The organism is Christiangramia aestuarii, assembly GCF_009735585.1.
GTDB classification, from domain to species: domain Bacteria; phylum Bacteroidota; class Bacteroidia; order Flavobacteriales; family Flavobacteriaceae; genus Christiangramia; species Christiangramia aestuarii.
Map to the genome: position 1 here is coordinate 374066 of NZ_VJVW01000004.1, position 26440 is coordinate 400505.

Annotated in this window: 27 protein-coding genes; 7 read left to right on the top strand and 20 right to left on the bottom strand. The window is 43.4% G+C overall.

Annotated features, from left to right (window positions below; translation table 11 throughout):
- Window positions 1–213 precede the first annotated feature (213 nt).
- From FLP08_RS12055 to trhO, 7 genes are all read right to left on the bottom strand, one after another.
- A complete protein-coding gene (locus FLP08_RS12055) occupies window positions 214–867 on the bottom strand; it encodes a CoA transferase subunit B (RefSeq protein WP_156276988.1) in 654 nt (217 codons plus the stop codon).
- Between the two features lie 34 nt (window positions 868–901).
- Window positions 902–1258 carry a four helix bundle protein gene (locus FLP08_RS12060; protein WP_156276989.1) on the bottom strand — a complete coding sequence of 119 codons (357 nt, stop codon included), beginning with the start codon at window positions 1256–1258 and terminating at the stop codon, window positions 902–904.
- A gap of 28 nt (window positions 1259–1286) precedes the next feature.
- Window positions 1287–1985, bottom strand: a complete 699-nt coding sequence (locus FLP08_RS12065) for a CoA transferase subunit A (RefSeq protein WP_156276990.1) — start codon at window positions 1983–1985, stop codon at window positions 1287–1289.
- 108 nt (window positions 1986–2093) lie between these two features.
- The gene (locus FLP08_RS12070; protein ID WP_156276991.1) at window positions 2094–4406 is read right to left on the bottom strand and encodes a penicillin-binding protein 1A; all 2313 of its coding nucleotides are present in this window, start codon (window positions 4404–4406) and stop codon (window positions 2094–2096) included.
- A gap of 14 nt (window positions 4407–4420) precedes the next feature.
- Complete coding sequence (locus FLP08_RS12075; RefSeq protein WP_156276992.1) at window positions 4421–4909, bottom strand: gliding motility lipoprotein GldH; 489 nt, start codon at window positions 4907–4909, stop codon at window positions 4421–4423.
- Window positions 4902–6077, bottom strand: a complete 1176-nt coding sequence (locus FLP08_RS12080) for a PSP1 domain-containing protein (protein WP_156276993.1) — start codon at window positions 6075–6077, stop codon at window positions 4902–4904. The genes FLP08_RS12075 and FLP08_RS12080 overlap by 8 nt, the downstream gene beginning before the upstream one ends.
- 210 nt (window positions 6078–6287) lie before the next feature.
- Complete coding sequence (gene trhO, locus FLP08_RS12085) at window positions 6288–7319, bottom strand: oxygen-dependent tRNA uridine(34) hydroxylase TrhO (RefSeq protein WP_156276994.1); 1032 nt, start codon at window positions 7317–7319, stop codon at window positions 6288–6290.
- Between the two features lie 197 nt (window positions 7320–7516).
- Between trhO and recA the strand changes: the two genes are divergently transcribed.
- The 4 genes from recA (at window position 7517) to FLP08_RS12105 (ending at window position 11094) form a co-directional block, all read left to right on the top strand.
- Entirely contained in the window at window positions 7517–8530 is a 1014-nt protein-coding gene (gene recA, locus FLP08_RS12090; protein WP_156276995.1) for a recombinase RecA, read from the top strand.
- Between the two features lie 88 nt (window positions 8531–8618).
- Entirely contained in the window at window positions 8619–9080 is a 462-nt protein-coding gene (locus tag FLP08_RS12095) for a membrane lipoprotein lipid attachment site-containing protein (RefSeq protein ID WP_156276996.1), read from the top strand.
- 8 nt (window positions 9081–9088) lie between these two features.
- Window positions 9089–9634, top strand: coding sequence for an RNA polymerase sigma factor (locus FLP08_RS12100; RefSeq protein WP_156276997.1), 546 nt, complete (start codon window positions 9089–9091; stop codon window positions 9632–9634).
- A complete protein-coding gene (locus FLP08_RS12105; protein WP_156276998.1) occupies window positions 9631–11094 on the top strand; it encodes a hypothetical protein in 1464 nt (487 codons plus the stop codon). Before FLP08_RS12100 ends, FLP08_RS12105 begins: the two co-directional genes overlap by 4 nt.
- Before the next feature lies 1 nt (window position 11095).
- Here the strand turns inward: FLP08_RS12105 and FLP08_RS12110 are convergent, their stop codons facing one another.
- Complete coding sequence (locus FLP08_RS12110; protein WP_156276999.1) at window positions 11096–11836, bottom strand: lysophospholipid acyltransferase family protein; 741 nt, start codon at window positions 11834–11836, stop codon at window positions 11096–11098.
- A 75-nt stretch (window positions 11837–11911) separates the two neighbouring features.
- Here FLP08_RS12110 and trpS point away from each other — a divergent pair, with 75 nt between their 5' ends.
- Complete coding sequence (gene trpS / locus FLP08_RS12115; protein WP_156277000.1) at window positions 11912–12880, top strand: tryptophan--tRNA ligase; 969 nt, start codon at window positions 11912–11914, stop codon at window positions 12878–12880.
- On the opposite strand, the gene dprA is transcribed toward trpS, so the two are convergent.
- On the bottom strand, window positions 12877–13977 hold the full coding sequence (gene dprA / locus FLP08_RS12120) for a DNA-processing protein DprA (protein WP_156277001.1): 1101 nt from the start codon (window positions 13975–13977) through the stop codon (window positions 12877–12879). The two genes, trpS and dprA, sit on opposite strands and share 4 nt — an antisense overlap.
- A 99-nt stretch (window positions 13978–14076) precedes the next feature.
- Between dprA and FLP08_RS12125 the strand changes: the two genes are divergently transcribed.
- Both FLP08_RS12125 and FLP08_RS12130 read left to right on the top strand, forming a co-directional pair.
- Window positions 14077–15006, top strand: coding sequence for an HU domain-containing protein (locus FLP08_RS12125; RefSeq protein ID WP_202912769.1), 930 nt, complete (start codon window positions 14077–14079; stop codon window positions 15004–15006).
- Between the two features lie 61 nt (window positions 15007–15067).
- Window positions 15068–15580 (top strand): acyl-CoA thioesterase, encoded by a 513-nt coding sequence (locus FLP08_RS12130; protein ID WP_156277003.1) that lies wholly within the window; start codon window positions 15068–15070, stop codon window positions 15578–15580.
- Between the two features lie 2 nt (window positions 15581–15582).
- Here the strand turns inward: FLP08_RS12130 and FLP08_RS12135 are convergent, their stop codons facing one another.
- The 11 genes from FLP08_RS12135 to atpA all read right to left on the bottom strand — a co-directional run bounded on the left by FLP08_RS12135 (window position 15583) and on the right by atpA (window position 26428).
- Window positions 15583–16221 (bottom strand): hypothetical protein, encoded by a 639-nt coding sequence (locus FLP08_RS12135; protein WP_156277004.1) that lies wholly within the window; start codon window positions 16219–16221, stop codon window positions 15583–15585.
- Window positions 16205–16897, bottom strand: a complete 693-nt coding sequence (locus FLP08_RS12140; protein WP_156277005.1) for a hypothetical protein — start codon at window positions 16895–16897, stop codon at window positions 16205–16207. The genes FLP08_RS12135 and FLP08_RS12140 overlap by 17 nt, the downstream gene beginning before the upstream one ends.
- 52 nt (window positions 16898–16949) lie before the next feature.
- Window positions 16950–18173 (bottom strand): murein hydrolase activator EnvC family protein, encoded by a 1224-nt coding sequence (locus tag FLP08_RS12145; protein ID WP_425549992.1) that lies wholly within the window; start codon window positions 18171–18173, stop codon window positions 16950–16952.
- Complete coding sequence (gene lolB1 / locus FLP08_RS12150; protein ID WP_156277006.1) at window positions 18170–18940, bottom strand: lipoprotein insertase outer membrane protein LolB1; 771 nt, start codon at window positions 18938–18940, stop codon at window positions 18170–18172. The genes FLP08_RS12145 and lolB1 overlap by 4 nt, the downstream gene beginning before the upstream one ends.
- Window positions 18940–20304 (bottom strand): tetratricopeptide repeat protein, encoded by a 1365-nt coding sequence (locus FLP08_RS12155; protein ID WP_156277007.1) that lies wholly within the window; start codon window positions 20302–20304, stop codon window positions 18940–18942. Before FLP08_RS12155 ends, lolB1 begins: the two co-directional genes overlap by 1 nt.
- A gap of 6 nt (window positions 20305–20310) precedes the next feature.
- The gene (locus FLP08_RS12160; protein ID WP_156277008.1) at window positions 20311–21321 is read right to left on the bottom strand and encodes a sugar phosphate nucleotidyltransferase; all 1011 of its coding nucleotides are present in this window, start codon (window positions 21319–21321) and stop codon (window positions 20311–20313) included.
- A gap of 20 nt (window positions 21322–21341) precedes the next feature.
- Window positions 21342–21776, bottom strand: a complete 435-nt coding sequence (gene dut / locus FLP08_RS12165) for a dUTP diphosphatase (protein WP_156277009.1) — start codon at window positions 21774–21776, stop codon at window positions 21342–21344.
- 2 nt (window positions 21777–21778) lie between these two features.
- Entirely contained in the window at window positions 21779–23221 is a 1443-nt protein-coding gene (locus tag FLP08_RS12170; RefSeq protein WP_156277010.1) for an oligosaccharide flippase family protein, read from the bottom strand.
- Between the two features lie 61 nt (window positions 23222–23282).
- Window positions 23283–23726, bottom strand: coding sequence for a hypothetical protein (locus FLP08_RS12175; RefSeq protein ID WP_156277011.1), 444 nt, complete (start codon window positions 23724–23726; stop codon window positions 23283–23285).
- Between the two features lie 146 nt (window positions 23727–23872).
- The gene (gene atpG / locus FLP08_RS12180; RefSeq protein ID WP_156277012.1) at window positions 23873–24733 is read right to left on the bottom strand and encodes an ATP synthase F1 subunit gamma; all 861 of its coding nucleotides are present in this window, start codon (window positions 24731–24733) and stop codon (window positions 23873–23875) included.
- A gap of 114 nt (window positions 24734–24847) precedes the next feature.
- Entirely contained in the window at window positions 24848–26428 is a 1581-nt protein-coding gene (atpA, locus tag FLP08_RS12185; protein ID WP_156277013.1) for a F0F1 ATP synthase subunit alpha, read from the bottom strand.
- Between the last annotated feature and the right edge of the window lie 12 nt (window positions 26429–26440).

Below are 26440 nucleotides of genomic sequence, written 5' to 3' on the forward strand. Positions count from 1 at the left end.
TTTTTTGCGCCCCCAAAGTAGGTAATTATGAATGCTTTATGAAATTTAAATGTATTTTATCGATGTTTTTAGCCTTTTATCGATAGTCGAAATCCTTTGAAATGTAGAAACGAAAGGGCGTAGACCAACAATGTTAAAGTTTATGAGTAATCACAACACATTGCCCGCCTACGCCCTTTTATGTTTAGGATTTTGATAAAAATCCTGAATATTTTAAAGTTTCATTTCAGGAACATCTCCCTCTACGATAAGTTTTCCTTCGGTAGCCTTTTGAATTTCCTCCACACTAACTCCCGGAGCTCTTTCAATTAATTTGAATCCGTTCTCGGTAACTTCAAGTACGGCCAGGTTGGTCACGATCTTGGTAACACAACCAACGCCGGTCAAGGGAAGCGTACATCGCTTAAGCAACTTGGAGTCCCCTGCTTTATTGGTATGCATCATGGCCACGATAATATTTTCTGCTGAAGCGACCAGGTCCATGGCTCCGCCCATACCTTTTACCATTTTCCCCGGAATCTTCCAGTTGGCAATATCTCCATTTTCGGCAACCTCCATGGCGCCCAGGATGGTCAGGTCTACATGCTGTCCCCTAATCATTCCGAAACTCATAGCAGAATCGAAAAAACTTGCTCCGGGCAGGGCCGTAATGGTTTGCTTCCCCGCATTAATAAGATCGGCATCCTCTTCTCCTTCGAAAGGGAAAGGTCCCATCCCAAGAATTCCGTTCTCACTTTGAAATTCAACCTGTATATCATCACGAACAAAATTGGCTACAAGGGTAGGAATCCCAATTCCCAGGTTCACATAGTATCCATCTTTAACCTCTTTGGCAATTCGTTGTGCTATTCCGTTTTTATCAAGCATAATTATTCAATTTAAAAATGAAGCGATGAATCAATTATTTCTTCAGACTGTTTTTACTGGTACTTATTATTTTATAAAGTATCAAACCTAGTTCATCAAGTTTAGTCTTTAGACCTTCCTCGTAAGGATACCTTTGCGATTTTTCGCACAATGTCATCCAATACTTTGTTTCCTCAAACTCCTTTAGAGCTATTTTGATTTTATGAATGAAGTCAAGTTTACTTTCTGAATTTTGAGCTTCATGGACATTTGCACCTATACTTGTACCTGAACGTAATAACTGGTCTGCTATCACGAATTTCTTTTCAGTCCTCAGTCTTTCACAGAAATCTATAAGCTCCAGTGAAAACTCAATGGATTTATCAAGAACTATATTCTTTTTATATTCCATTGATTAATTGATTCATTATTTTATTGGTTTATTTACTTCTTACAGTTCTCTGTTCAATACGCTTTTCGTAGTTCGTGCCTTCAAAAATCCTTTGAACGAAGATTCCAGGAATATGGATCTGGTTCGGGTCAAGTTCTCCCGGTTCTACCAGTTCCTCTACCTCGGCAACAGTGATCTTTGCAGATCCGCACATCACAGGATTGAAGTTCCTTGCAGTTCCCTTGAATATCAGGTTCCCAGCCTTATCTCCTTTCCAGGCCTTGACAAAAGCGAAATCGGCTTTAAAAGCTTCTTCCAGCACATACATTTTACCATCAAATTCACGGGTTTCCTTTCCCTGGGCAACCTCGGTACCGTAACCGGCAGGAGTATAGATTGCCGGAAAGCCCTGCTGGGCAGCCTGGCATCTGGCCGCAAGGGTCCCCTGCGGAATAAGTTCCACATCCAGCTCCCCGCTAAGCATTTGTTTTTCGAAGATCGCGTTCTCCCCTACATAGGAAGAAACCATTTTATCGATCTGTTTTTTGTGAAGTAACTGGCCCAGGCCAAAATCATCGACCCCGGCATTGTTAGAGATACAGGTAAGGTTCTTTACATTAAGACGAACAAGTTCAGAAATCGCATTCTCCGGGATCCCGCATAAGCCGAAACCACCAAGCATAAATGTCATTCCGTTCTTAACACCATCTACAGCCTCCTGTACATTATCAACTGTTTTTATGATCATTTTTTCAGAATTTTAACCGAAAATACGAAAATAAAAATGTGGTGACAACGCGTTAAGGCGAGTTATCTGAATTAATTCGTGAAAATGTGGATTATTTTTAAAGAATCATTAAAAATCCAGCTCATCAGGAACAGAATCGTCAGTCTTTTGCGAAGAACCATAATTCTCACAATTAACTTGGATACTTAGATTTTCTGGACGTTCAAAATCATCTTTAGAGACTTTAAGTTCCGAATCCGCATATACATCTTTCATATACATCCCCCAGATAGGCAAAGCCATGGTCGCTCCCTGTCCGTATCTAATTCCCGGGAAATGTACCGACCTGTCTTCTGCGCCAACCCATACTCCGGTGGCAAGATCTGGCACCATCCCAATGAACCATCCGTCACTCTGGTTCTGGGTTGTTCCCGTTTTACCAGCGATAGGATTTTTAAAGTCGTAAGGATACCCGGTCACCGCTCTTTCGTAGTCTTGGCGGCCTTTGGCCCAGGTTCCTCGAAGTCGCTGGCCAGATCCGGATTGGGTAACTCCTTCAAGTAAGTTCACGGTAACATAAGCCGCTTCCTTGCTTAGTACGTCCCTTGTTTCCGGTACATGCTGATAAAGTACCGTACCGTTCTTATCCTCGATACGATTTACGATCACAGGTTTTACGTAAACGCCCTGGTTCGCAAAAGTGCTGAATGCCGAAACCATTTCGAAAAGACTGATATCTGGTGTTCCCAAAGCGATGGAAGGCACTGCAGGAATTCTAGAAACATCAACCCCTAATTTCTCAACAAGGTCTATCACTGGCCTAGGACCGGTCTTGTCAATAAGTCTCGCGGTAACCGTATTTATAGACTGAGCAAGGGCTTTCTTTAAAGAGACCATGCCTTCATAATCGTCGTCCCCGGCATTTTTAGGAGACCAGTCGTTTTGGTTCCCGTGCTTGCCAGCTTCAATAGTAAACCTTGATTTTGGCAGGGTATCGCAGGGAGAGAATTTAAGCTGATCTATGGCTGTCGCATATACAAAAGGTTTAAAGGTGGAACCTACCTGTCTTTTTCCCTGTTTTACGTGGTCGTATTTAAAATGTTTGAAGTTGGTTCCTCCAACCCAGGCTTTCACTTCCCCGGTTTGCGGTACCATAGACATCATTCCTGCCTGTAGGAAAGATTTATAATAAAGAATGGAATCCCTTGGGGTCATCACGGTATCGATAGTTCCGTTCCAGCTGAAAACTCTCATCTCGGCTTCCTCGGTAAAGGATTTGCGAATCTCTTTTTCAGATTTCCCCTGAGCCTTCATCTTTCTCCAGCGCTCAGATCTTTGCATAGCGCTTTCCAGAAGACTTTCCTTTTCACTGTTATCTATATCCCTGAAAGGCGCGGTAGGATTGTTCTCATTCTGGCGGTCGAATTCTTTTTGCAGATGGGAAATGTGTTTGGTCACAGATTCCTCGGCGTATTTCTGCATCTTTGAATCTATGCTGGTGTAGATCTTCAAACCGTCTCGGTAAAGATTGTATTCACTACCATCTGGTTTTGGGTTCTTCTCTATCCAGTCTTTCATGAATCCCTGCAGGTAAACCCTGAAATAAGTAGCCATTCCTTCATCATGACCTTCAGGAGTGAACTGTATCTTCATGGGTAATTTCTGAAGTGAATCCATTTCGGTTTCAGAAATGAACCCGTTACGGTTCATCTGCTCAAATACCTGATTCCTGCGTGATTTTACCAGTTCTGGCCTTCGCATTGGATTGTACAGGGCAGAATTCTTAAGCATTCCTACCAGTACGGCAGACTCTTCTATCTTAAGTTCCCTTGGTTCCTTATCAAAATAGATCTTGGAGGCAGAACGAATTCCCACGGCCTGGTAGACAAAATCGTATTTATTGAAGTACATGGTTATGATCTCTTCCTTGGTATACTGTCTTTCCAGCCTGGTGGAGATCACCCATTCCTTTACCTTCTGAAAAACACGCTCTATATTGTTCTGAGCCACATCTTCGGTGAATAATTGCTTGGCCAGCTGCTGGGTAATAGTACTCGCACCACCACGGGTTCCTAGGAATACGGCCGCACGCACCGTTCCCTTGGCATCTATCCCGGCATGCTGATAAAATCTTTCATCTTCAGTAGCTACCAGTGCCTGCACCAGGTGATCTGGTAGGTCTTCATATTTTATCGGGGTTCTGTTTTCGCTGTAATATTTTCCCAGGGTCTTCCCGTCTGAAGAAAATATTTCGGTAGCAAGGTTGGTCTCTGGGTTTTCAAGCTCTTCAAAAGTGGGCATTTTCCCGAAGGCTCCCCATCCTGCAAGCAAGAAGATCAATACCGCGGCCAGGATGCCTATCCCGAAAAGGGTCCAGAATCCTATGATATATTTACGATTGCTATGAGCAGGTTTTTTAGTTTTTTTAGGTGTGCGGGCCATTTATATTTCAAAAATTAATTATCGCTATTCTCGATCCTGAATCCAACATGGGTAATACCTTCCAGCTCCTCGATCCCGTCTACTTCTCCGTTCTTTCGCATCGCTTGCTGAATGGTCACTTTATAACTTCCGGGTTCATCAAATTTCACATTCTCCTTGTACCAGAGCTTGTTTTCTTTTACATCACCAAATCCTGTGCCGAGCCATTCGCCGTTAGGTTTGGTCATCTCGTATTCTAAAGTATCGCTGATCACCTTTCCCTGCGGAAATTTGATCTCGCTTATAAGGAAAAGGTTACTGTAATTATACTCGCTGTTATTCCTTATATTGATAAAAAGATCATAAACCTTAGTAGAATCAAGGTTCTCCAGCTCAAAAGTCACCAAAGAGTCCTTATGCCAGCCCCTTAAAGGCTTATATTCGTCAAAGACCCTGTTCTTATCGCAGGAGGAAACGGAAATACAGACAAAAGCCAGGAAAACAATTATAAAAACACTACGCATTCTTAGATCTTGAGGAATTTCCCTTTCGTTTTTTTCGTTTTTTATTGTTACGTCTTTTTCGCTGTTGCTTAGGCTTATCAAATCGGGTAAGACTATCTTCTCCAACGGCATTGCTGAAGCCTTTATCCTTGCTTTCTACAAGCTGTACCTCTACCTCGTATTCTTCAAGACTGCCCACAGCCTCATCTTTCCTGTTCTTCGCGATGATCTTATTGGCCTGTTCTGGCGTTAATTTATGCCAGTTCATCCACTCTCCTTCATAAGCATACCATAAAAGCCCCTTGAATATGTCGATCTTCTGGCATACCGCGGTTCCTTTCTTGGTCTTTAACTTAACGTCGGTTTTTGGAAAAGATTTTAATGCTTCCAGATAAGTGTCCAGTTCGTAGTTTAAACAACACTTAAGCTTCCCACACTGTCCCGCTAATTTCTGCGGATTCAGTGATAATTGCTGGTATCTAGCAGCAGAGGTGCTAACAGATCTGAAATCTGTTAACCAGGTAGAACAGCAAAGCTCACGGCCGCAGGAACCAATTCCTCCAAGTCTGGCTGCCTCCTGCCGCAGACCGATCTGCTTCATTTCTATACGGGTATTGAACTCACGGGCGAATTCCTTGATCAACTGGCGGAAATCCACTCGATCTTCAGCTGTATAATAAAAAGTACATTTAGAACCGTCTCCTTGAAATTCGATATCGCTAATTTTCATGCTCAGGTTGAGCCTGATGGCGATCTGGCGCGAGCGTTGTTTAATCTTCTCTTCGCGGTCTCGCGCTTCCTGCCATACATCGATATCTTTCTGTGAAGCTTTACGATAGATCTTCAGGATCTCGCCGGAATTTGGATCCTCTTTCTTCTTTTTCATCTGAACCCTTACCAGTTCACCGGTAAGGCTAACTATCCCTACATCATGGCCCGGGCTGGCTTCAGTAGCCACCACGTCGCCGATGCTAAGGCTTAGTTTTTCGGTGTTTTTAAAGAAATGTTTACGGCCGTTCTTAAAACGGACCTCTACAAAATCGAAAGGTTCTACGCCTCCCGGAAGAGACATATTGGAGAGCCAATCGAAAACGGTAAGTTTATTACATCCGTCGGTTCCACAGGTTCCGTTATTCTTACATCCTTTCGGCTGACCGTCTTTCCCGGTCGAGCAACTGCTGCAAGCCATATATGTTATATATTGAGGACGCTGCCCTTCCTTACGCTTTAAACATCATCCTGTCCTACCACTCTGGTAATAATCGCAGAATCTCCTTCATCTTCAACAGCCGTTATTTTCGGCTTAGCGTACTGGCAAAAGCACCTCCTTGAGGTTCATAAAAAATTTTCAACAGTAAATATACCAATATTAATTGGCACCACCATTTTAGAAAAAAACCTATTGCTTAAATCGCAAAACTTCAGACCTCCCCTTCTTGAAGATCTTGTTGCTGGCACCCTTACCTTTTCGAAGTGCTTTTTGCTCTTCGTAAGGCAATGCCGCGATCTCCTTACAGTCATCTGAACAGCAATTATTCATTTTTTCAGCACATTCCTCGCACTGGATAAACAGTAGATGACATGCCTCGTTGGCACAGTTCACATGGGTATCGCAAGGCTTACCGCACTGGTGACAGTTAGCGATCACATCCTCTGAAATTCGCTCGGCGCGACGATGATCAAAAACAAAATTCTTACCTATGAACTTATTCTCGAGATTCTTTTGCTGAACCTGCCTGGTATACTCAATGATCCCGCCTTCCAGCTGGTATACGTTCTTGAATCCGCGGTGTTTGTAATAGGCACTGGCTTTTTCACATCGAATCCCTCCGGTACAATACATCACCAGGTTCTTATCTTCCTTATGTTCTTTAAGGTCTTCTTCGATAATTGGCAATGAATCCCTGAACGTGTCTACATCTGGAGTAACGGCGCCCTGGAAATGACCAATTTCACTTTCATAGTGATTTCTCATGTCAACCAGGACCGTGTTGGGATCGCTGATTAGTTCATTGAACTTTTCGGCATCAACGTGTACACCCTTGTTCCTAACATCGAAGGTTTCATCGTTCAAGCCATCTGCCACGATCTTGTTACGCACCTTTACCTTCAGTTTAAGGAAAGATTTGATATCATGTTCAATGGCGATGTTCAACCTCACATTTTCGAGGAAATAAATATCATCAAGGAATGCCTTGAATTCATTAAATCTCTTTGCCGGCACAGATAACTGGGCATTGATACCTTCGTGGGCTACATAAATGCGGCCCAGCACATCCATCTGATCCCAGGCAATGAATAAATGATTCCTGAATAATTCGGGGTTTCCGATCTTTGCGTAAGCATAGAAAGAGAGCGTTAGCCTGTCTTCTCCGGCTTCTTCTAAAAGAGCTTCTCTTTCTTTAGCGCTCAATTTATTGTACAGTTGCATGCTATACTAATATTTTAAGTGTTAAAGAAAATTTTTGCAAAGATACATTTTTCCGCAGACCAACCATAAAGCTCGATGAATATTACATTTTTCCAAATATTTGGAATATTTCCAAAAAACTGACTTAAGTTTTATTGTATTGCAAAAAAACTTGTCTTATTTTAGCACACCTTATTTTACAATTATAAAATACATTCATGAGCAACGATAAAGAAAGAGACGCGAAATTAAAAGCACTGAAGCTCACCCTTGATAAGATGGACAAGACCTACGGTAAAGGTACGGTCATGAAAATGAGCGACCAGGCCGTGGCCGACGTAGAGGCTATTTCTACAGGTTCGCTGGGTCTGGATCTTGCTTTGGGAGTTGGAGGATATCCAAGAGGAAGAGTGATAGAGATCTATGGTCCTGAATCTTCAGGTAAGACCACCCTTACCCTTCACGCCATTGCAGAAGCCCAGAAAAAAGGGGGGATCGCCGCTTTTATTGATGCGGAACATGCTTTTGACAGGTTCTATGCAGAAAAGCTGGATGTAGATATCGATAACCTTATTATTTCCCAGCCAGATAACGGGGAGCAGGCGCTTGAGATCGCAGACAACCTTATTCGTTCCGGAGCTATCGATATTATCGTGATCGACTCGGTTGCTGCACTTACTCCTAAGAGCGAGATAGAAGGTGAAATGGGAGATTCTAAAATGGGTCTTCATGCAAGATTGATGTCTCAGGCATTGAGAAAACTTACCTCCTCTATCAGCAAGACCAACTGTACGGTGATCTTCATTAACCAGTTAAGAGAGAAGATCGGGGTGATGTTTGGCAACCCTGAAACCACCACCGGTGGTAACGCCCTTAAGTTCTATGCTTCGGTAAGACTAGATATTAGGAGGTCTACCCAGATCAAGGATAGCGGTAATAACGTGACCGGTAACAAGACCAGGGTAAAAGTTGTGAAGAACAAGGTGGCACCACCTTTCAAAACTGCTGAATTCGATATCATGTATGGTGAAGGGGTTTCCAAGATTGGTGAGATCATCGATATTGGGGTAGACTATGAGATCATTAAGAAAAGTGGTTCATGGTTCAGTTACGAAGATACCAAGCTAGGTCAGGGTCGTGATGCCGTCAAGATCCTTCTTAAGGATAATCCGGACCTGATGGAGGAACTCGAAGAGAAGATCAAAAACGCGATTAAGATCGCTAAAGAATAAAAAAAGAATCCCCGAAAGGGGATTTTTTTTGGTCCCAACGCAACCTTTTAAATTTCATTGCATCTATTGTATAAAAGCAAAAATGTATATGAAAAAAATAGTATTGATTTTACTGGCGGTAGTTGGCCTAAGCAGCTGTTCTATCAATGATGATGAAACTCCGAATATCGAATATGAATTAGCCGAAATTACAGCAAACGATCTTCCGGATGAGTTCGAAATGGGAAAAACCTATACGGTGACGGTGACTTATTTGTTACCCTCACAGTGTAACACCTTTGCCGGGATAGATGCCAGAAGGGCTGGAAACACAGGTCCAGAAAGAAGGCAGATCTTTATCGCGGCTGTTTCTCGTTTTGTGAACAGCACCGAGTGTGATGCCCAGACTTCAGGAAACTCGGGCACCAGCACTTTTACTATCACTGTAGACGAAAATGAAGATTATACTTTCTATTTTTGGACCGGTACCAATGCTGCAGACGAACCTCTGTATGATGAAGTAACTGTTCCCGTGGTTGATATCGAAACGACCGGAACTCTAAAAAAATAGATGATTCTTTGGGTTTAAAGGACCTTATCAAACAGTGCAAAAACCAGAACAGGAATGCACAGGAACAGCTTTACCGGCTTTATGCGGCAAAGCTGTTCGGTGTTTGCCTGAAGTATTCAGATAGCCGACAACAGGCAGAAGATAATCTTCAGGATGGTTTTGTTACCATTTTTGAAAAGATCTCCCAGTTTGACCACAAAGGTTCTTTTGAAGGCTGGATGAAGAGGATCCTCATAAATACCGCCTTACAAAAACACAGGCAGCAAAAGGTCTATAGCATAACCAACGAAGATCATTTAGAGGAAGAAGAGATCGAAATAGAAACCGAGGAGCTCTCGGTAGATTTTCTCCTCGAATGTGTCCAGAGCCTCCCCGACAGGTACAGGCAGGTTTTCAACCTTTATGTGATGGACGGTTATTCTCACAGGGAGATCGCAGAAATGCTTCAGATCTCTGAAGGAACCTCCAAATCTAACCTGGCCAGGGCAAGAATGGCATTGAAAGAAAGAATAGAAAAATATCAGGATAATCAGAATTCGGCTCAATCAATATGAAAGAAAAGAAGAACATAGACCGGATATACCAGGAAAAATTCAAGGACTTCGAGAGGGAGCCCGATGAGAGACTTTGGGGGAACATCGCCTCGAGACTTGACAAGGAGGAGGAAAAAGAGCCTGTTTTGATCCCACTTTGGTGGAAGATTGGTGGCGTTGCAGCGGTATTGGCGATCGTAATCGCCAGCCTTCTGTTTACCCAGAATCAGTCTCCTCTTTCCAATGAACCCGGAGTAGTGATCGAGGAAATCGATAATAGCCCTGAAACCGAGCCAGGAGAATCCATACACAATAAAAATGAGGCAGCTAGAATTGAATCTCCAAATAGTATTGCAGAAGAGGAGAATTCAGCAATGCAGGGAGGGCAGGAAAACTCAAACAGCAGCCAATCATTAGGAACTAAAAACAACACACAGGAGGCCCTGGCAAAACAGGATAATTTAAAAAAGGATACTAAAAAAGAATCAGCATTATTCTCCAAAAATACCGCGGTGGCACAGCAGACTTCGCAAACCACTGCACCAAAAAATGAAAAAGAAGAAGATGCAATTAACCCGGTGCCGGCAAACAAAGCCGATTCCGGGATGATTGCTGAAAATGAACCTGTGAAGATCGATTCGATTTCGCCAGCTTCGCTCCTGGAAGATGAAAATGAACTGGCCAAAATCGAGGAAGAAAAAGAAAAATCTAAAGACGAGGAAGAAGCCATTGCAGAGGCAGACCTTAAAAGAATGAGGCTTTCTACCTTCGCTGCTCCGGTTTTCTACAAGAATATCGGCAACGGGAACGAACTATCCAATCAACTGGCAGAGAACGGATCTTCTTCTGAAGTCACCCTTTCTTACGGGGTGAAGGTAGCATATCAGCTTTCTGAGAAACTGCGTATTAGAACCGGAATAAGTAAAGTTGATATCAATAACAGCACCCAGGGGATCGCTTTTTCTCCCGCTATGGCCTCTAGTTTTGAAAACCTGAGTCTACTTGAAGACAATATCGAAATAAGAAATAATAACAGTGCACCATCTCCAGCAGGCGAGCAAACCGGCCCATTACCTACCTTCACAGGAGACAGCAATACCGCGCTTACCACTGCGGTGGCCACTCCGGGAGAGATCAGACAGCAGTTCGGCTATATCGAAATCCCATTAGAACTGGAATATGCCCTGATAGACAAAAGGTTTGGCCTGAATATCATTGGTGGCGGAAGCAGTCTGTTCCTGGATCACAACCGGGTAGACCTGGTATCGGGAGAATCCAGAACCAGGCTTGGTGAAGCTACTAATATTAACAGCACCAGTTTCAGTACCAACATCGGGCTGGGGCTGGATTATAAATTGACCGAAAAGTTCAGTCTAAGCATGGAGCCTATTTTCAAATACCAGCTGAACACCTTCAATAATGTAGATAATGTGCAGCCTGTAAATTTCGGGGTGTATTCAGGTATTAACTTCAGGTTCTAGATCACAGACTAGGATTGGTAAGCTCTTCGTAAAGGATATGGTAAGTGCGATCCTTCAGATCCTTTCTGCAGGTAAGTTCCAACTCCCTCGTATCTATAAAATTGTGGATCTTAACCCTTAGCTTACCAGGGCTTCCGCTAAAGAACTTATAGGAAAAACGCTTCTTATTGTCGTGAAAGGTGATGGGAACTATGGGGATCTGGTGCTCTATCGCCAGCCGGAAAGCGCCATCCTTGAACTGGTCTAAAATTATGCTCCGGTCATCGGGAACGCCACCCTCTGGGAATATGCATACGCTGTTCTCCTGCTCCAGCCTGCGCTGGGCCTCCTCAAAAGCAGCCTTCCCGCTCTTCTGGTTTTTGCGATCTACCAGGATACAGGTCCTTCGATAAAAGAATCCGAATACAGGGATCCTACTCAACTCCTTTTTTCCGATGAAAACAAATGGCTGTTTTATAACGGCTAGCATTAACATAATATCAAGCATCGAGGTATGATTGGCCACCAGCATATAGCTTTTATGCTCTTGCAACTGCTCATCTGCCTCCATCACTATCCGAAAACCCATCCCATAGATGATCACCTTCGCCCAAATACGGGCGCAAATAAAGAACTGCGCGTAAAATTTTTCTGAAGAGGTAAAAATGAGCAGGAAGGGCAACATGATCACAATTGGCACGATCATAAGCACATAGAACCAGATTCGCCATAACAGGATTGCCGCCGCTTTGATAAAACTCATAGTCTCCAAAAGTACTAAAATGAACCGAGCGAATTCTATAAAAAAATTACCTTTGCAACAAAATTCAGAAATTCAATGTCCAGAATACTTACAGGAGTACAAAGTACAGGAACCCCTCATTTGGGGAATCTTTTAGGAGCAATTATGCCGGCGATAGATATGGCGAATCAACCAGACAACGATTCCTTTATTTTTATCGCAGACCTGCATTCTCTTACGCAGATAAAAGATGCTAAAACTCTTAGGCAGAACACCTATTCTGTTGCCGCAACCTGGCTGGCCTGTGGACTGGACATTAACCGCAGCGTATTTTACCGCCAGAGCGATATCCCGCAGGTAACTGAACTATCATGGTACCTCAGCTGTTTTTTCCCTTACCAGCGTTTGACCCTGGCTCACTCCTTTAAGGATAAAGCAGACAGGCTGGAAGACGTGAACAGCGGACTATTTAGCTATCCTATGCTGATGGCGGCAGACATCCTGTTATACGACGCCGAGATAGTTCCCGTAGGGAAAGACCAGCTACAACACTTGGAAATGACCAGGGATGTAGCCTCAAGGTTCCACGCAAAAATGGGTGAAGTATTCGTGATCCCGGAAGCCAAAGTACAGGAAGGAACCATGTATGTACCCGGAACCGATGGACAGAAAATGAGTAAGTCCAAAGGAAATACCATCAATATATTCCAGACAGATAAAAAGCTTAGAAAGCAGATCATGGGGATAGAAACCGATAGTACTCCCCTTGAAGAACCTAAAGATCCTGATACCTGTAATGTTTTCGCTCTATATAAACTTATGGCCAGCGAGGAGCAGATCCTTGAAATGAGAAAGAACTACGAAGGTGGAAATTATGGTTATGGTCATGCCAAGCAGGCCCTTTTTGAACTTGTAAAGGAAAAGTTCCAGCAGCCCCGCGAGAAATATGAATACTACATCAATAATCTTGAGGAGATAGACAAGGCACTGGAAGTAGGTGCAGAAAAAGCCCGAAAGGTAGCTAACGAGGTACTTAAGAAAGTTAGGACCAAGGCAGGATACTAGATCACCTCGAACAGTTTTCCAGGCAAAGGTCTTACAGCGCCCTTTAGTTCCATATTTAGAAGCAGTGAAGCTGTTTTAAAGGTCGGGAAATTACTGTTCAAGGCCAGCAGGTCCAGTTCTGTCTTTCCGCGTTCCTTTAGAAGATTGTATAGTTTTTGTTCGTCCTCTTCCAGCTCGATGAAGAGTTGTTTTTGCACGACTTTTTCCTTTTCCTCGATCTCCCAGTTCAGGATATAGGCAAGGTCGGCCACTGAAGTCAGCACGTGGGCCTGTTGGGTTTTGATAAGGTTATTGCATCCAATACTAAACCTGTCCCCAGGTCTCCCGGGAACGGCGAACACCTCCCTGTCGTAAGAATTTGCAATATCTGCAGTTACCAGTGCCCCGCCCTTCTCAGCACTTTCAATCACAACCGTAGCCTCGCTCAAACCGGCTATAATGCGGTTACGCTTTAGAAAATTATTCCGGTCAAAATTATCGGTACTCCAGAAGTCGGTAAAGAAACCACCATTCTCTTCAATTTCCCTAATATACTTTTTATGAGATTTTGGATAGACCTGGTTAAGACCATGAGCCAGGCATCCAATGGTCTGCAGGCCGTTCTTCACCGCAGCCTTTTGTGCGGTGATATCTACGCCATAGGCGAAACCCGAAACTATAACCGGGTCGAGAATGGCCAACTTTTCAATTAAGTCTTCGCAAAAGGATATCCCATGAGAAGTGACCTGCCTGGTACCCACGATACTAAGCATCCTTTTTCTACGCAGGTCTATTTTACCCCTGGAAAAAAGGAGAATGGGACCATCTAAGCAATGCTTCAGTTTTTCTGGATATTGTTCTTCCTGGAAATAATATACCTCGATGGCGTTATCCTGGATGAATTTCAATTCATTTTCAGCAGCCCTTAAATATTTGGCATCTTTAAGCTCCTGAATTCTTCCCTGTCCCACCCCGTCTATTTTGACCAAATTCGATGACTTTTCAGCAAAGATATTCCTGGCGTTCCCGAATTTACGAATGAGCTTCTTGGCCGTTGTATCTCCCAGATTTGGAATGTTTTGCAGAGCGAGAGTATAAAGTAAATCTTCAGAATTCATCAAGGCCAATTTGAATAAATTTACAGAAAAAAAGATTTGTTAATAAAATTTCTTTGGGTAACTTTAACCCACTGCCGATAACCTATATTTTTGCAACCAATGAACATATCCAGCCACATCCAGGACCTGCTTTATAGATACGAATGCGTAGTTTTACCCGGTTTCGGTGCATTTCTTTCTCAAAAGCAATCAGCATATATAGACGAGAATTCAAAGGAATTTTTCCCTCCTAACAAGATTATCTCTTTCAACAGGCAGTTGATCAAGAATGATGGTTTACTGGCAAATTATATCGCAGAGGTAGAATCTGTAAAATATAATACAGCCAACAATATGATCCAGGAGTTCGTTTACGACCTGGAAAATTCATTGCAGAACGACGCCAAGGCAGAACTGGCTAACATAGGTAAATTCTATATCGATGCTGAAGACAAACTTCAGTTCGAACCTTTCAGCGAGATCAATTTTCTTACCCAGTCCTTCGGGCTTGCTTCCTATAATGCTTACCCGGTACAGCGTGAGCTTTATAAGCAACAGGTAGAGGAACTGGAAGAGAAAACTCCGTTGCTGTTCACCCCGGAAAGAAGAAAATCATCTTTCCTTAAATATGCCGCGATCGGTCTTATTGCACTTGGAATTTCAAGTTTCGCCGGGCTAAACATCTACAGCAGCCAGGTCTCTAAGCACAATATTGCCGAGCAGCAGGAAGCTGAAAGCAAATTACAACAGCAGATACAACAGGCAACTTTTGTGATAGACAATCCTTTACCAGCAGTTACGCTGGAAGTGGAAAAACAATCGGGTGACTTTCATATCGTAGCCGGAGCTTTCCGCGTAGAGGAGAATGCCCATACAAAAGTGGACGAACTTCGAGATGCTGGTTTTAAAGCAAGATATATAGGCGCTAACAAATATGGTTTGCACCAGGTGGTTTACTCAAGCCATCAGACCAGAAGGGAAGCCATCAATAAGCTCTACGAGGTGAAAAAGACCAACGAAGCAGCCTGGCTACTGGTTCAGGAACTTTAATTTAATACTTCGTTAACGGCCAAACCTCCTAAATCCTCCTTACTTTTGCAAAAAAGATAATATGGAGGCTAAAGCACCTAGCGAATCACGTACTACACTTACAGACCTTGTTTTACCTAGTGAAACCAATCCTTTAAATAATCTTTTTGGGGGTGAATTGCTTGCGCGTATGGATCGTGCGGCTAGTATCGCCGCCAGGAGACATAGCCGAAGGATCGTGGTAACCGCCTCTGTGAATCACGTGGCCTTCAACAAGGCTATTCCACTGGGAAGCGTGGTCACGGTAGAAGCAGCCGTTTCAAGGGCTTTTAAGAGCTCTATGGAGATCTATATCGATGTTTGGGTGGAAGATCGCGAAAGTGGCCGCAGAACCAAGGCAAATGAGGCTATTTATACCTTCGTGGCCGTAGATGAAACCGGAACTCCCATCCAGATCCCCGCTTTAGAACCAGAATCTGAGATCGAAAAGCAAAGATTTGAAGCTGCCCTTCGTAGAAAACAGTTAAGCCTTGTACTTGCCGGGAAAATGAAACCTGCCGAGGCAACTGAACTTAAGGCCTTATTCGAGGAATAAGATCAGCCTTCCGGATTATGGAAATTGATCCTGATCCCAATTCCTGGAATCAGAAACCACTGATTATTTAAAAAATCATCTTTAGGCCTGGCCGTTTCTATGTCCAGGAAATCTGCTCTTAGCTGAACTTTTCCAAAGATCCCGAAATACTGGTTAAATCTGTAGTTAAGCTCGTTCTGGAAATATAGGTTCCAGCCATATTCCCTGATGATATCATCATAGGTGCTGCTGCGGTAACCTACACTACCTACACCCAGACTGGCGTGCCAGTTCCATTCCCTGGTAATGGCTTTATAATACCCTGCATGGATGGAATAATTGGTTACCCTGGTGCCATTTATGGCCCCCACTTTCGAAATATCATCTACACTAGCATAAAAGATATCGAGCTTAAAGCCCACCGTAAAATCAGAAAAGGCCAGCCAGTTAAAATCTATTTCAAGGCCGGTATCTGCAGTTGCATAAGCCTTGTGAAATGAATTATCGCCGAAGGCCAGGGGTTTGTATAGCCCAATATTAAAAAAGACCGTTTCAGGATCCTCCTGCTCATAGTTTTTCAGGTCGACCTGGGTTTCTTCCTGAGCAGAAAGTATCAAAGGAATTAAAATAAAGCAAAGGAATAATTTAAAATTCAATCTCATAACTGTTTACCCCGGGTTGGATGGTGAAAATTCGTTCTTCCTGTTGCTCTCCGTAACTCAGCAAAAGTCTTACCTCGGTACCAGGCAGGCTGCTAAATTCTTCCTCATAGATCTCTTGTGAAATATCGCCGATTATTCTCCCTGGATTAAGGAGTTCTGGCTCGAACTCGTTTAGCTCCCCATTATCATATACCAGGTAGCGTCCCGGTTGGGTGTAAATAATCTCGTAACTAGCCTCCTGAATCCCGGAGGTATTTTTTATTCTAAGCTTTATTTTGGCCGATCTTCCAATATTGATATCGGGTAAAGTAACCTGCTTGTCTTTATAGCTTTCAATGACCACAAAAACAGATTCGAAGTCATCATCGTAATTTTCAGAATAATCGCTGTTAAAAAGGATTTGAATATCCCTGTATTCTGGTGAGAGGCTCATAAATTCGAAATTTCCCGCTCCATCCATCCGGCCTTTGCCCAGCATTTCAGATTTGTGATAATTACTGAAAAATGAATTTTCGAGACCGGCAAAACTGAAAACTTCCTTATTTCCCAGGTCATCGGCACCGGAAACATTTCCGCTTACCTGTACCCTAAGATCTTCGGTGATCTCGATGTTCTCGCTGAAACATCCCAGAAGGCAGAATAGCACCAGGAACAAGCCTGTTCTTATTAAGTTCAAATTGGTTAGTTTATTAAATAGATGCAAAAAATGCAATTTGGTTGCGTTGGCATTACATCCTGTAGATCCATGCCGCCGGGTCCATCTTCTGGTCGTTCTTGTAAATAAGGAAGTGTAAGGTAGTCTTCCCGGTAGCCTTGCTCGTTGCTACCTCCCCAATTTCCTGCTCGGTCACAACCTTGTCCCCTCTTTTCACGAAGACCTTTTCAAGGTTGTTATAGATAGTTATATAATCACCGTGTCTAACCATTACCGCCTGGTTGGCTCCTTTCACTGCCTGTACCTCGCTTACGGTCCCGTTAAAGACGGCCCTTGCCTTTCCTCCTTTATCGGTATCTATTCTTACCCCGTTATTGTTCACCATTACAGACCTAACCACCGGGTGCGGCTGTTTTCCAAATCTCATGGTCACTACCCCAGATTTTACCGGCCAGGGCAGCTTGCCTTTATTATTATTGAAATCGGCTGCCAGGGCTTTTGCCGCCGGCGTAAGTTCATAGGTACTCCTTGATGTTGAACCGCTTTCCTTATTGGCCTTGGCAATAGACTCACGTATCATTCGATCTATCGCACGGTCTATCTCATCTATCTCCTGCTGTTTCTTTTTTAGCTGCGAAGCGAACTGGCCTTCACGCTGCCTGATGGTCGCCATCAGGGTTTGCTGCGCCTTTCTGTTCTTTTCAAGCTCTGCCCTGGTCTTGCGGTTCTCAGCGATAAGACGGTCCTTTTCTTCCTTCTGCTGAACAAGACGGGCATTGAGTTCCTGTAATTCCTGTGTGTTGGCCTTTATTTCCTCTCCCTGCTGCTTGCGGTAGTTGGTATACTGTTTCATATACTGCAGCCGCTTGTATGCCTGCAAAAAGCTTTGTGAAGATAATAGGAACATGACCCGGCTTTGCTGGGATTTGCTTTTGTAGGATTTTTCTATCATCCTGGCGTAATCCTCTTTCAGCTTTTCAAGCTCTTTTCTAAGTTCACCAATCTTACGCGTGTTGGTATTGATCTCCCGGTTAAGCAGGTTCGCCTGCTGGTTGGTAAGTTTAATAAGATCTTCGGTGCTTTTTATCTGCTGATTAAGGTCTTCTACCTGCCCCAGTACAGATCGTTGCTTTTTCTGGTTAGAGATACGCAGTTCATTGATGCGGGTAATTTCGTTCCTGAGTTCGATACGCCTTTTTTCCAGCTCTTCACGGTTGGTCTGGGCATTGGAAAAATTTAGGCTGAACAATAAAACGGAAAGGCAAAGTAAGATTTTCGGGGAGTTCACTTGCATCATCTTAAGCTGATTTCTTCATAACCTGACGGGATGTCAAACGGAAAACTTAATTCTTCATTAAAGCTCAGAGACCTGTAGGTAAGGTCGATATTTGTGCTGGAACCACCTTCATTGGCGATGATCCTGATATTCTCAGGGAAAGTAAGACCATCAATCTGCTGATATTTATCATAGGTCACGGTAAGGCCGCGGCTACCCTTTTCCTGGATAAGCTGCTGAGCTTCGGTCTTGAAGTTGGCCATGCTCAGCAGGAACATTTTCTTCATTAGTTCCTCATCGTCCTTCACGAACTGGAATCCGCGTGGAGATTGGGTAAACTTATATTCCTCGGTCCTCAGGTCATAAATGGCCTGGCCGATCAATAAATTCTGTAGTTTCTGAAAGTCCAGCGGTGTTCCCAGGAATTCACTAACCAGGCTAAAATCGCCTTTAAAGTAGGTCTGGGAAACCTTTTCATAATAGCTTACGCTGGTAGGAGTAATATAGGCTTTGGCTACCGGGAACCCCAGGATACTGGCGCTCATCCAGATCGCCTTATCCTTTTCCATTCTAAAACTAAGGTTTACAGCCTGAGTCTTTTCCTCATCCTGGTAAACGGCACGTAGTTTTCCCTGTACCGTATTGAACTTGATTTCGGTGTCGTAGTGTTTCTTGATCACCGAAACAGCTTCGGCGTCTTTGGTCGCTATCTTTCCGGTAGATTTCCTGCTACCACAGGAAATCACTAAAGTAGAGACAAGGATCAGGGCAAATATTTTCTTTAACATCAATTAATTTCTTTTTTCAAATTTTCAGCCTTGCGGCGGTACTCATCAGCCTTAACTGCATTATTCATACCATTATAGCTTATGGCCAGCTGAGAATAAAAGTCATACTCCATCTTCTTATTATCGATAAGGTAATCCAGCCCGTATTTCAGGCTCTTTTCGGCAGCTTCGAACTCACTAAGATTATTCATGGCCACCGCCTGAAAAAGATAAAATACAGGTTGTGAAGGGAAACTTTCCAGTGCTTCCGTACTTAGTTCTTTTGCCGATTCAAACTTCTGAAGTTCCAGCTGAAGCAACAAGGTGTTCTTGGTAAGCTCAAAATTATCCGGATTTTCCTTTAAGCCCAGTTCAAAGAATTTCAGCGCATCCTCGCGATCTTCCTTGTTCAGGTAATATTTTCCTAACTGCTCATATAACTTTGGGGCATTTTCCCACTCGGTGAGCTGTCCAGCAACTTCAATCAGCTCATCTCCATATTCCGGATTATCCTGAACAAAATTCAGAAAATCGTTCAGCACCTTGAATTTAGATTCGGCATCTATCTCTTCGGTCTTGAACACGATCTTCATAGAGGCCAATGCAGCCTCTGTCTCGCCTTTATTCAAATAAAACTTATACAGAGCCAGATGAGCCAGCGTAGAGCCGGGATTGGTCTCTAAAAGCTCCCTGGCCACCCTGAAGGCCTCTTCTTCTTCCCCCTGTTCGGTATAAATGTAAATAAGGTTTAGGTAGTTCTGTTCTACTTCCGGGTTCGCAGAAATGCTTTGCTGCAGATTATCTATCTGCGCGCCGGTATTGTTGGTCCTGGCATAAACCTGCCTTCTCAGGGAATTCCTGTAAGTACTGGCCCCCAAATCGCTGTCCAGCTCATCTAGAAGTTTAAGGGCCTGGTCGTAATCCTTGTTCAGGAAGTAAAGATTGGCCAGGTCTTCCTTGTAAGTTTCATCTAAAGGGATAAGCTGTTTTACCATAGCGATAGCCCCGGCATAATCCTCGGTCATGCCATAGGTCTGGAAAAGATATACCAGAATTGCTTCTTCCTTCGGTGCAAGTTCATGGGCTTTTTTCAGGTTTTCGATAGATTTTTCAAAGTCTTCCATCTCCCGGTAATTGCGGCCTAGTTCAAAATACACCACCGCTTTTTCGGTATTGAGCTCGAGACATTTTTCCAAAGCCGTGATCGCTTTTTCATAATTCTCGATGCCTTTTTGTTTCAGGGCTTCAAAGAAATGCTCCTGGAACTCATCGCTTACATTGCCAAGATCATCCTGATTAACATCCAGAAAAAGCTGAGGCAGCTCCTGGCTCTTGGCCGGAAGCATCATCAAAGCAGTGATCAGGATGATAATCAGGTTTCTCATAAGTTTTTATTCCAGCACAGAATAGTCTCCTATGCTTATTTGCGTAAACTCTCCATCAAATTTAGCATGATTCCCTATCATAGCGTTATCCAGATTCGCATTTTTTATTTCTGCAAAAGTCTGTACCAGGCTATTCTTAATATTAGAGTTCACTACTTTGGTACCATCGCCAATAGAGACGTTAGGACCAATTTTGGCATTGATAAGCTCTACATTCTCTCCAATATAGCAGGGTTCAGTAATTTCAGAATCCTTGATCTTTACTGAGTCTGAAATTAGCTTCTCGCCATCTTTATGCAGGAAGTTAAGCATTCTGCCGTTGGTTTCCACGGTCACGTTCTTGTTTCCACAGTCCATCCATTCGTCTACCTTGCCAGGAACGAACCTTAAGCCGTTCTTACGCATGGCCTCTATCCCGTCATTGATCTGGTATTCTCCACCACGGATAAGCTTAGCGTCCAGCACGTTCTGAAGTTCGTTTTTAAGCACTTCCACATCCTTGAAATAATAGATCCCAATCACGGCAAGGTCTGATACGAATTCCTCAGGTTTTTCTACAAGGTCCACGATCTCATTGCTCTCATTCAGTTTTACTACCCCGTAAGCAGAGGGATTTTCTACCTTTTTTACCCACATAACAGCATCTGCCGATTTATCCAGGTTGAAATCTGCCTTAAATAAGGTATCTGCGTAAGCAACCACTGCAGGACCAGTTAAAGACTCCTTGGCACACATGATGGCGTGCCCGGTTCCCAGGGGCTTGTCCTGGTAGTAGATAGTTCCTTTTGCTCCAAGGCTGTTGGCGATCTTCATTAGATCCTGTTCCACCTTCTCACCAAAATCTTCTCCAATGATGAAGGCAACCTCGTCGATCTTTTCGTCAAGCACTTTGGCGATATCTTCCACCAGGCGGTGAACTATAGGTTTCCCGGCAATAGGGATTAGCGGTTTTGGTACGGTTAAAGTATGTGGACGCAGGCGTGAACCACGACCTGCCATTGGTACAATAATTTTCATTTGATTTTTTTAAAAGTTAATTATTTGTGCCCGGTACTTCCGAAGCCTCCTTCTCCCCGGATAGTTTCTCCAAGGCTTTCCACTTCTTCCCAGGCTATTTGTTCGTGCTTGGCAATGACCATTTGCGCGATGCGCTCTCCATTGTTCACCACGAATTCTTCGTTAGACAAATTTACAAGTATCACTCCTATCTCCCCGCGATAATCTGCATCAATTGTTCCGGGAGCATTCAGCACCGTTATGCCCTTTTTGGCGGCCAGTCCGCTTCTTGGTCTTACCTGGGCCTCGAAGCCTAATGGCAGTTCCATGAAAAGACCGGTTTTTACGATGGCCCTATCCAGGGGTTTTAAAGTGATAGGCTCTTCTATATTTGCCCGAAGGTCCATTCCGGCTGAAAAATCTGTTTCGTAGTGCGGCAATTTATGGGCCGACTTATTGATGACTTTTACTTGCATATTTAAGATTGTATGATTTTAAGAATTTGATCTTTTTCTGAAAAATACACTATCCCGATAAATACTAACAATAACGGGATCCCCACGAAATAATTTCCCGGGAACACATAAAATGAAATTCCTGAGATAAGGACAGCCAGGGAAAGGTAGCCTCCTATCCTCTTCATATCGTAAGGCACAGGATAATATTTCTTCCCTAAAAAATAAGAAACCAGCATCATGCTTCCATAAGCGATGAGCGTAGCCCAGGCCGCCGCGATAAATCCAAGAACGGGAATCAGCAACAGGTTTATCCCGATAGTAATTATAGCTCCCAGAATAGAAATATACATCCCCGTCCGGGTCCTGTCTGTAAGTTTATACCACACCGCCAGGTTATGGTAGATACCGAGGAACAGGTTCGCCAGGAGTACGATAGGTACTATACTCAGCGCTACCCAGTATTCGGGATCCCTGATCACAAGGTTTTTAAAAAAGTCTATAAAGCAAACCAGCACCAAGAAAATAAGGCTTCCCGAAATGACAAAATATTTAAGGATAATGGCGTAGGTTTCCCTTGCATTCTCCTTCTCGGCATGGTTGAAAAAGAAAGGTTCTGCTCCCATTTTAAAGGCCTGTACAAAAATGGTCATAAAGACCGCCAGTTTATAACACCCAGCATATGCACCCATGATCTCGTCTGAGATCATATCCTTGATTAGCAGCTTATCCAGGTTTTCATTAATGATAAAGGCGATCCCAGCTACCATGATTGGCCAGCCGTATTTCCACATCTGCTTAAAAATAACAAGGTCAAAACTGATCTTTGTTTTAAAGAAATAAGGTAGTAACAGTAGAAAGGTCACCGCGCTGGCAGCAAGGTTGGCGATGAATATATAGCCAACAATGTCTTTTGGCCCGTAGTTATCCATAACCCACTGCGGGGCGAATTGAGGATATTCCCTCACTACCCAGAGAAAGTAGAAATTCAGGATAACTACCGTAAGTATGTTCAGGATTTTGATGCCCGCAAATTTAAGGGGCCGGCCGGTTGCCCTTAAATAAGCAAATGGTACAACCACCAGGGTATCCAGGACAAGGACACTAAAAAGGATCCTGAAAAAGAAAGGATCAAGATCTAATAATGCTATAAGCTGATCCTGGAAAATAAAAACTCCTGCTGCAAATAGTACAGTAGTGACCGTTAGGGCTATAAAAGCGGTGGAAAATACACTAGAACTTTCCTTTGCCCGGCTAAAGAACCGGAAAAAAGAAGTCTCCATTCCGTAGGTAAGCAGCACGTTGAAAAAGGCTGCCCAAACATAGAAAATAGTGTTCACCGAATACTCCTCTGCCGGTAGCACTTCGGTATGCAAAGGTACCAGCACGAAATTCATCAATCGCGGGAATACCGTTGCAAAGCCGTAAATAAGAGTGTCTTGAAAAAATCTTTTTAAAGTACTCAACAGGAGCGGGTTGGTTTCTTACAAATATCTGAATAAATCAGGATTATAAAAGCCTTAGCCTTTATTCCTTTTCCACAATTCCTGTTAGCTTATAATATTTGGTTTTTTCATCCTGAGTGAAGACCAATATGGCCTCATCATCGTCTATAGCGTACGGACTTTCTTCCTTAAGTTGGGGTGGCTTATTACCATATTCCTTTTCAGGATCTGCATCCATGACCATTTCTCCGGTTCCCATGCGGAAATTTGCCACATAAAGGTTAGCCCTTTCTTCACTCTTCTTCAATGGGGACTTCATCCCGTGAAAATAGACCGCATCGAGGCTTACTCTCTGGTCCTGTATACTGGCAACAGGTACATAAAGCTGGATACCGTTGGAATTATAGGTATAATAGACCTCGTTGAACTGTGCAGGTGCTCTTTCCTGAAGGTCCTTATTGCTTCCGCAGGAAGCGAACAACACCAGCATAAAGATACCGGCGGTTAGGCGTAAAACATTTTTCATATCGATAGGTTTTAGGTTTGAAGTTATGAAAACAAAACCTGTACCAAAGAAAAAAGCCCTCAAATTTGAGGGCTTTATAATCTAAAGTCATCCTGAACTTGTTTCAGGATCTAAGAGAAGCTGAAACGAGTTCAGCTTGACAAATATTATCCATTCAATGCTTCCGCACCACCAACGATCTCAAGGATCTCATTGGTAATAGAAGCCTGTCTGGCTTTGTTATAAGATAGTTTAAGGTCGTCTCTAAGTTCCTTGGCGTTATCTGTCGCTTTATGCATCGCCGTCATACGTGCACCATGCTCAGCCGCGAAAGAGTCCCTAAGCGCCTTGAAAAGCTGCATTTTAAGAGATTTAGGAATCAGGTCCTTAACGATCTCCAGTTTAGAAGGTTCAAAAATGTAGTCTAATTGCTTGTTATCTTCACTCTCGAACTTCTCGATAGGTAGAAACTGCTCATCCATCACATACTGGGTAGCGGCATTCTTGAACTGGTTATATACGATCTCTATCCTGTCGTATTTTCCGTCAAGGAATAACTGCATAAGCTCTTCCGCAATTTCTGAAACATTTTCAAAGCTAAGGTCATCAAAGATCGCGTTGTCGTTCTTGTAAACGTCGTAGCTCTTTTTAAGGATATCATTTCCTTTTTTCCCTAGAGTGTAAAGATCAACATCTTTCCCCTGGTAATTTTCCTGAATCTTAGCCTTAACCTTTTTGATGATATTGGTATTAAAAGCACCGGCCAGACCTTTGTTAGAAGATATAGCCACGATAAGCACTTTTTTTACCTCACGCTCTTCAGCAAATTTGCTTCCAGAGTCATCATCCAGAGTAGCACTTAAATCCTGTAGCAACTGGGTCAGCTTTTCAGCATAAGGCCTCATGGATGTGATCGCATCCTGAGCCTTGCTCAATTTTGCAGCCGATACCATTTTCATGGCACTGGTGATCTGCATCGTTGAGGAAACCGAAGTGATCCTGCTACGTAATTCTTTTAAGTTTGCCATTTTTATTTAGTATTGAGTATTGAGCAATTAGTGACTAATCACTCAATACCTATATAATTTTCAATTTAAATACCATCACCAGAAATCCAAGATCCCTAATCATTGTACTCAATACTAGTTTCTGTACTTCGCTGAAAGTTCTTTAGCAGTCTGAGTTAAAGTGTCTATCACTTCATCTGTCAGTTTACCTGCTTTAAGAGTATCCAGAGTATCTCTGTGCTTAGCATCAAGGTACTCGATATAATCTCTTTCGAACTCTTTAACCTTGTCTACCGGTACATCTCTTAGAAGGTTCTTAGAACCTGCGTAAATGATCGCGATCTGGTTCTCTACCGGGTAAGGATCGTTTTGTCCTTGCTTAAGGATCTCCACGTTACGCTTACCTTTTTCGATAACGTTTAGGGTCGCTGCATCAAGATCAGATCCAAACTTGGCGAATGCCTCTAGTTCACGATACTGAGCCTGGTCTAGCTTAAGTGTACCCGCAACCTTCTTCATAGACTTGATCTGAGCCGATCCACCAACACGAGATACAGAGATACCCACGTCGATCGCTGGACGAACACCAGAGTTAAATAAGTCGGAAGTTAAGAAGATCTGCCCATCCGTAATCGAAATTACGTTGGTTGGGATATATGCTGAAACGTCACCTGCCTGAGTCTCGATAATTGGAAGAGCGGTAAGAGAACCGCCTCCTTTTACCTTGTCTTTAAGACTGTCTGGAAGGTCGTTCATTTGTTCTGCGATATCATTATCGGCGATCACCTTCGCTGACCGCTCAAGAAGTCTTGAGTGAAGGAAGAATACATCCCCTGGATATGCCTCACGTCCTGGTGGACGACGAAGTAGAAGGGATACCTCACGATATGCAACCGCCTGCTTAGAAAGATCATCATAAACGATCAATGCAGGACGACCTGTATCTCTAAAGTACTCACCGATCGCTGCACCAGCGAAAGGAGCGTATACCTGCATTGGAGCAGGGTCTGATGCGTTTGCCGCAACGATGGTAGTATAAGCAAGGGCACCTTTATCTTCAAGGGTCTTGGCGATAGCCGCAACAGTAGAAGCCTTCTGTCCAATAGCCACATATATACAGTATACCGGCTCACCGGCATCGTAAAATTCTTTCTGGTTAAGGATGGTATCGATACAAACGGTAGTCTTACCAGTTTGACGGTCACCAATCACCAACTCACGCTGACCTCTACCTACAGGAACCATCGCATCGATAGATTTAATACCTGTTTGAAGTGGCTCGGTTACCGGCTGACGGAAGATTACCCCAGGAGCCTTACGCTCAAGTGGCATCTCAAAAGTCTCACCTTCAATCGCACCTTTTCCATCAATAGGAGCACCAAGAGTATCAACCACACGGCCAACAATACCTTCACCTACATTGATAGAAGCAATACGCTGAGTTCTTTTTACAGTAGAACCTTCTTTGATCTCTTTTGCAGGACCTAAAAGTACTACCCCAATATTGTCTTCTTCAAGGTTAAGTACGATCCCTTCCAGACCGCTTTCAAACTGTACCAATTCTCCGTATTGAGCGTTAGCCAGTCCGTAGATGTTAGCAATACCGTCACCTACGGTTAGAACGGTACCTACTTCATCTAGAGAGGCCTTGGATTCAAAACCTGATAATTGTTGTTTTAATATTGCTGATACTTCAGCAGGATTTACTTCTGCCATAATTATTCAAGA

Excerpts from the sequence above, each read along its gene's own strand:
- FLP08_RS12110 (WP_156276999.1), bottom strand. The coding sequence starts at position 11,836 with ATGAGTTTTATCAAAGCGGCGGCAATCCTGTTATGGCGAATCTGGTTC.
- trhO (WP_156276994.1), bottom strand. The coding sequence starts at position 7,319 with ATGCAACTGTACAATAAATTGAGCGCTAAAGAAAGAGAAGCTCTTTTA.
- FLP08_RS12055 (WP_156276988.1), bottom strand. The coding sequence starts at position 867 with ATGCTTGATAAAAACGGAATAGCACAACGAATTGCCAAAGAGGTTAAA.
- FLP08_RS12125 (WP_202912769.1), top strand. The coding sequence starts at position 14,077 with ATGAACATATCCAGCCACATCCAGGACCTGCTTTATAGATACGAATGC.
- FLP08_RS12070 (WP_156276991.1), bottom strand. The coding sequence starts at position 4,406 with ATGGCCCGCACACCTAAAAAAACTAAAAAACCTGCTCATAGCAATCGT.
- FLP08_RS12175 (WP_156277011.1), bottom strand. The coding sequence starts at position 23,726 with ATGAAAAATGTTTTACGCCTAACCGCCGGTATCTTTATGCTGGTGTTG.
- atpG (WP_156277012.1), bottom strand. The coding sequence starts at position 24,733 with ATGGCAAACTTAAAAGAATTACGTAGCAGGATCACTTCGGTTTCCTCA.
- FLP08_RS12155 (WP_156277007.1), bottom strand. The coding sequence starts at position 20,304 with ATGAGAAACCTGATTATCATCCTGATCACTGCTTTGATGATGCTTCCG.
- FLP08_RS12095 (WP_156276996.1), top strand. The coding sequence starts at position 8,619 with ATGAAAAAAATAGTATTGATTTTACTGGCGGTAGTTGGCCTAAGCAGC.
- FLP08_RS12130 (WP_156277003.1), top strand. The coding sequence starts at position 15,068 with ATGGAGGCTAAAGCACCTAGCGAATCACGTACTACACTTACAGACCTT.
- dut (WP_156277009.1), bottom strand. The coding sequence starts at position 21,776 with ATGCAAGTAAAAGTCATCAATAAGTCGGCCCATAAATTGCCGCACTAC.
- FLP08_RS12105 (WP_156276998.1), top strand. The coding sequence starts at position 9,631 with ATGAAAGAAAAGAAGAACATAGACCGGATATACCAGGAAAAATTCAAG.
- atpA (WP_156277013.1), bottom strand. The coding sequence starts at position 26,428 with ATGGCAGAAGTAAATCCTGCTGAAGTATCAGCAATATTAAAACAACAA.
- dprA (WP_156277001.1), bottom strand. The coding sequence starts at position 13,977 with ATGAATTCTGAAGATTTACTTTATACTCTCGCTCTGCAAAACATTCCA.
- FLP08_RS12080 (WP_156276993.1), bottom strand. The coding sequence starts at position 6,077 with ATGGCTTGCAGCAGTTGCTCGACCGGGAAAGACGGTCAGCCGAAAGGA.
- lolB1 (WP_156277006.1), bottom strand. The coding sequence starts at position 18,940 with ATGTTAAAGAAAATATTTGCCCTGATCCTTGTCTCTACTTTAGTGATT.
- FLP08_RS12060 (WP_156276989.1), bottom strand. The coding sequence starts at position 1,258 with ATGGAATATAAAAAGAATATAGTTCTTGATAAATCCATTGAGTTTTCA.
- FLP08_RS12160 (WP_156277008.1), bottom strand. The coding sequence starts at position 21,321 with ATGAAAATTATTGTACCAATGGCAGGTCGTGGTTCACGCCTGCGTCCA.
- recA (WP_156276995.1), top strand. The coding sequence starts at position 7,517 with ATGAGCAACGATAAAGAAAGAGACGCGAAATTAAAAGCACTGAAGCTC.
- FLP08_RS12065 (WP_156276990.1), bottom strand. The coding sequence starts at position 1,985 with ATGATCATAAAAACAGTTGATAATGTACAGGAGGCTGTAGATGGTGTT.
- FLP08_RS12075 (WP_156276992.1), bottom strand. The coding sequence starts at position 4,909 with ATGCGTAGTGTTTTTATAATTGTTTTCCTGGCTTTTGTCTGTATTTCC.
- FLP08_RS12145 (WP_425549992.1), bottom strand. The coding sequence starts at position 18,173 with ATGATGCAAGTGAACTCCCCGAAAATCTTACTTTGCCTTTCCGTTTTA.
- trpS (WP_156277000.1), top strand. The coding sequence starts at position 11,912 with ATGTCCAGAATACTTACAGGAGTACAAAGTACAGGAACCCCTCATTTG.
- FLP08_RS12135 (WP_156277004.1), bottom strand. The coding sequence starts at position 16,221 with ATGAGATTGAATTTTAAATTATTCCTTTGCTTTATTTTAATTCCTTTG.